We start from the raw sequence: 4,671 nt of genomic DNA on the forward strand, positions 1-4,671 counted from the left end.
CCAGCAAGCAGAAGTATAGCTGCAAAAGAAGCAGCGAATCCCGTGCAGATAGTGTGTACTGGAGCTTTCACAAATTGCATCGTGTCAAGAATGACGAATCCGGCAGAAGTGGAGCCGCCTGGGCTGTTAATGTACATCGAGATTTCTTTCTCAGAATCCTCCGCGGTAAGAAATAATAATTGAGCAACGATGCTGTTAGCGACTACATCATCTATTGCAGAGCCCAAAAAAATGATGCGATCCTTCAGCAATCGCGAATAAATATCGTAGGATCTTTCACCGCGGCTGGATTGCTCGACTACATAAGGTACATAATTACTCATCGTATTTTACCTCCAAATGGATGTTGTTTGGTTTCGATTAGTAAACGAATAACAATTAAAAAAAGATACGGGAAAAATTTTTGAAAGAAGCGTATCTTTTGACGCACTTCATTCGTTTACTTCAATAAGGATGTTCTCCTTTTTGAGAAGATGAAGAGAGGTAAATGCCGAGGAGGTATAATGATGAATGAACTGAAATCTTTACCCCATACAGTAGTAAAAAGCACAGAGGCTGACCTTGATCAGCTTCAAAAAACACTTGAGCGATATTGTTTGTTTTTAACAAAATCAAAATGGGATGCAGAGGATTTAGTGCAGGATACATGGCTAAAAGGGCTGCGGGCAGCTGTTGATTCAAATCACAATAATCCGGAAGCTTTGTTGCTGCGCATCGCCAAAAATACATGGATTGACCAGCGAAGAAGAAAAAATCAATATCAACTTCTCATCCAGCAAGCGAAGCCATTGGATATAGCAGCTTATTCAAGCAGTCTTGACCATGAAGAAGCGATGTACGCGCTCTTGCAACATCTGTCACCTTTACAACGAACTGTGTTTCTTTTGCGCGATGTGCYTCATTTTTCAATCGAAGAAACTGCCGAGCGGCTAAATACGACGCCTGGTGCAATCAAGGCTGCCCATTACCGCGCGCGTGAAGCCTTGCAAGCAGTCAAGCGGGAACTGAAGGCAGAGGCTGTTATACTACCTGATGATGAGTATTTGCGAAGCTTCTTAAGAGCGATGGCGGTTGCTTATCAGACGGGGGATGTAGCTCTTTTAGTTGAGCTTGCACAACGAGATATTTCTGAAGCGCCAATCCTAGTAGGTATCGCACAGAACAATAAGCGCAAAGCCTCAAGAAGCGGAGCACATGTGTTTGCTGCTAACCCAGTGAATGTGCAAATGGCTGCATAAGCAATAAAGAAAAAAACCGATGCCAGCAGGCGTCGGTTTATTTGCTGTATGCAGCTCCACGCAGAATTTTATGAAATAAGCTATAATAGAGGAATAGAATATGAAGGATTGAGGCAAACAATGATGACTCGCAAGCTTATTTTTTTTGACATTGACGGTACCTTGGTTGATCACGAGAAGAAAATACCGCCATCTACGCACCAAGCGATTGAGCAATTGAAAGCAGCTGGCCATGAACTCGTTATTGCGACGGGAAGAGGGCCCTTTATGCTGAAGCCCATTAGCGAACAATTAAACATAGAATCCTATGTTAGCTTTAATGGCTCTTACGTGGTGTACAATGGAGAAGTTGTGTACAGCCATTCGATTAATCCTGACCGACTTGCAGAGCTTACGCAAATTACTCTAAATAATAATCATCCTTTAGTCTATATGACACCGGAAGGTATGCGCTCCAGTACACATGAAACCGCTTATTTAGAGGATGCCCACGAACCGTTAAAAAAGAAGCTGCCGCCTATGGAACCTGATTATTATGTAGGAAAAGATATTTATCAGTGCCTGCTTTATTGCAAGCAAGAGGATGAGGGCTGCTACAAGGAAAATTTTTCTGAGCTCGGCTYCATTCGTTGGCATTTGTTTGGCAGTGACATTTTACCGCCTGGTGGCTCAAAGGCAAAAGGAATTCATGCTCTTGTTGAACGATCCGGTTTCGACCGTGAAAATATTTATGCATTTGGCGACGGTTTAAACGATCTGGAAATGATGCAATATGTCTATCACAGCGTTGCGATGGGCAATGCACCCGATGAAGTGAAGCAAGCCGCACGGTATGTAACGAAGGATGTAACAGAGGACGGCATTATGTATGGCCTGCGCATGCTTGGTTTATTAAAAGATTAGGGCAGGCACGCCTCACGGAATAATAAAGGCAGATCTCTTTAATAGAGATCTGCCTATTATCGTACTATTTAATTACGCGTCTAGCAGTTACATAACGCTTGTCCCATGTGCTGCCTTTGAATTTGGAAATGGTTACGCCTACACCTACTCTGTAAGTGTGAAGGAGTTTATCATTACCGATATATATGCTTACGTGATTGATGATGCCATCACGATTCGTGTCAGAGAAAACAAGATCGCCTGGTTTAAGATTGCTTTTCGAAACATAAGTGCCGGATTTCGATTGCTGCTTAGAAGATCTTGGCAAGCTAATGCCATTTTTCTTAAATACGTACTGCGTGAAAGACGAGCAGTCAAACGCGCTAGTAATACCTGATTTTGCACCAAATTTATAAGGCACGCCCAAATATTTTTTTCCAGTTGCAGTGACGCTGTTTGCTTTGGACGTACTTGATACCGTTGCTGCGTTTGCTTCTTGAGGCGCTATGACAGGCACGCTGGCAATGGCAATAGATAAGCTGATTCCAACACCTGCGATAAGTCTACTAATCTTTTTGTTCTTTGTGTTATTCATGATGTTCCTCCTTGAAATTAGGTAGTCTGTGTGATGTGCTAGAAATACCATAACATACATTAAATGCCCACTAATTACCTATGAGGAAGCAAACCCTTGCTGCTGCTGAATAAAAACAACTTTATTAAAAAGTGATGATAAAATACTCACTTTTTCTCACTTGACAGCTGTCCATTTGGTAAAGTTCATTTATAAGTGTTTTTACTCTATCGCCAAGCTGGATACAGGATATATACTGATGAAGTCGGGCCGACGAATCTTGAGGAAAGGAGCTGATCGATTTGATTAACAACTTGGAGGTGATCTCCGTTTAACGGAGATCGCTCATTAGAAGGAGACCGCAAGGTCTCCTTTTTACTTTTAAAAATGTTCTAACCAATATTAATGGAATTATTGTTAAACATTTCTTGTCATCTGAAAATGCTTACAATATAATAAGAAAGTGCAACAAGAAAGAAGTTCAAGTGGAGGGAATAACATCCATGGCTTTTATTGCTTGCAACAAAAACTCAGCGTTACCAAAAATCGAAAGGAGGAAGCAAAAAATGTTGATTAACACTACTGCTGCAAACAATTCTAAAAAGATTAGCTTGTTCGAGGAGGACATTTATTGTGAACTACAAAAATGGGAGAGACGTGCTTCCCCCTAGTCTATTGCAAGAGCTGCAAAAATACATTCAAGGTGATTTGATCTATGTGCCTAAGCTTGCGGAGAAACGTGCGCATTGGGGTGAGGTAAGCGGCACACGGAAACTGCTTGCCGAACGAAACAAAGAAATTTACCTGTATTATTCGAATGGTTGGACTGTTGCTGATCTAGAGCGGAAATATCATTTATCATGCGAAAGCATTCGTAAGATCATTGTTAAATCACGATAATGAAAAAATATTGAAAAAAAGCAGATTGCCGCGAGCATCTGCTTTTTTTGTTGTCATTATTGAGTAAAAAGTAGGATTGACACAACTAAGACAAACCTTTAAGAGGGATTTTTTGTCGAACGTCGAAATGTTAATGGATGTATTTTTGGCGATAGATGTCGAATGAACACTAGAACAAATGGCAGTGGAGGATTAAGAAAATGAAAACATTATTAATTGCAGAAGATGAGCCGGTTCTGCGCATGCTTATTATGGATACGCTCGAAGATGAAGGTTATGCGCTCGAAGAAGCGGCTGATGGGGAAGAAGCGTTACAAAAAATTGTGGACACTAACTTTGATTTAATTATTCTAGACTACATGATGCCTAAGATGACAGGTATTGAAGTCATAGAGAAAACAAGGCTGCTGGAGGATCGCAAGCATTCATGCATTCTTATGCTGTCAGCGAAGAGCCAGCAAGCCGAACAAGAGAAAGTGCTGCTCGCTGGCGCCGATGGCTTTATGTCTAAGCCCTTCAGTCCGCTTGAGCTAATCGATAAGGTAGAGGAGATGTTACGTGGGTAAGCTGCGTCTCTTCTATAAGAAAAGAATTACACGACAGTTCGTAGCGATGATGGTACTTGCTTTATCGCTTATTCTTATTGGGGCYGTTGCCGTGCTGACAATCTCGGTTATGATATTAAAAAATTATGAGTCCGAAACGGTTCAAATGAGAGAGAAGCAAGAGCTTGTCGCGCAAATTGCCGATCATTCCAATGATATTATTTTGAGAGCGCGCGGTTACTATGTCTATTTAACAGATTTCGAATATAAGCAGATTTTTTCGGAGAAGAAGCTGCTCGATCAATCTCTAGCAAAAATCAAAACCTATCCGATTAATGCAACGGAACAAGAAGTGATGAACAATATTGAGTCCTTTTTCGTTGATTACTTTGAAAACATTTTGCCGAAAGCGATTGAATATTCAAAAGCTCAAAATTATGAAGCGCTTCGCGTCCTCGTATCCGCAGGTGAGGATAACCCTGTAAATAAACTAATTAGCTATTCACGTGATTTTGAGAAACAAGTACAGCTG

General features: G+C 41.1%; 6 protein-coding genes and 1 pseudogene. 5 read left to right on the forward strand and 2 right to left on the reverse strand.

Going from position 1 to position 4,671, the window contains the following annotated elements; genetic code table 11:
- Positions 1-323, reverse strand: a 323-nt coding sequence (locus tag AC1DSE_RS30415) for an ATP-dependent Clp protease proteolytic subunit (RefSeq protein ID WP_477528715.1), incomplete at its 3' end; no start/stop codon positions are given.
- A gap of 183 nt (positions 324-506) precedes the next feature.
- On the opposite strand from AC1DSE_RS30415, the gene AC1DSE_RS30420 reads away from it, so the two are divergent.
- Together AC1DSE_RS30420 and AC1DSE_RS30425 are read left to right on the forward strand one after the other, a co-directional pair.
- Positions 507-1,238 carry an RNA polymerase sigma factor gene (locus AC1DSE_RS30420; protein WP_477528716.1) on the forward strand — a complete coding sequence of 244 codons (732 nt, stop codon included), beginning with the start codon at positions 507-509 and terminating at the stop codon, positions 1,236-1,238.
- 120 nt (positions 1,239-1,358) lie between these two features.
- Positions 1,359-2,141: a Cof-type HAD-IIB family hydrolase gene (locus AC1DSE_RS30425; RefSeq protein ID WP_477528717.1), complete on the forward strand. Its 783-nt coding sequence runs from the start codon at positions 1,359-1,361 to the stop codon at positions 2,139-2,141.
- A gap of 64 nt (positions 2,142-2,205) precedes the next feature.
- Here AC1DSE_RS30425 and AC1DSE_RS30430 read toward each other — a convergent pair whose 3' ends face one another.
- A complete protein-coding gene (locus AC1DSE_RS30430; protein WP_441886293.1) occupies positions 2,206-2,715 on the reverse strand; it encodes a C40 family peptidase in 510 nt (169 codons plus the stop codon).
- Between the two features lie 612 nt (positions 2,716-3,327).
- Here AC1DSE_RS30430 and AC1DSE_RS30435 point away from each other — a divergent pair.
- The 3 genes and pseudogenes from AC1DSE_RS30435 to AC1DSE_RS30445 all read left to right on the forward strand — a co-directional run.
- Positions 3,328-3,594: a CD3324 family protein gene (locus AC1DSE_RS30435; protein WP_054024760.1), complete on the forward strand. Its 267-nt coding sequence runs from the start codon at positions 3,328-3,330 to the stop codon at positions 3,592-3,594.
- A 200-nt stretch (positions 3,595-3,794) separates the two neighbouring features.
- Positions 3,795-4,160 (forward strand): response regulator transcription factor, encoded by a 366-nt coding sequence (locus AC1DSE_RS30440; protein WP_076265936.1) that lies wholly within the window; start codon positions 3,795-3,797, stop codon positions 4,158-4,160.
- Positions 4,153-4,671 (forward strand): annotated as a pseudogene (locus AC1DSE_RS30445) (ATP-binding protein); the annotation flags it as partial. The gene AC1DSE_RS30440 and the pseudogene AC1DSE_RS30445, both read left to right, overlap by 8 nt.

It is taken from the genome of Paenibacillus sp. 01L418 (assembly GCF_056400045.1).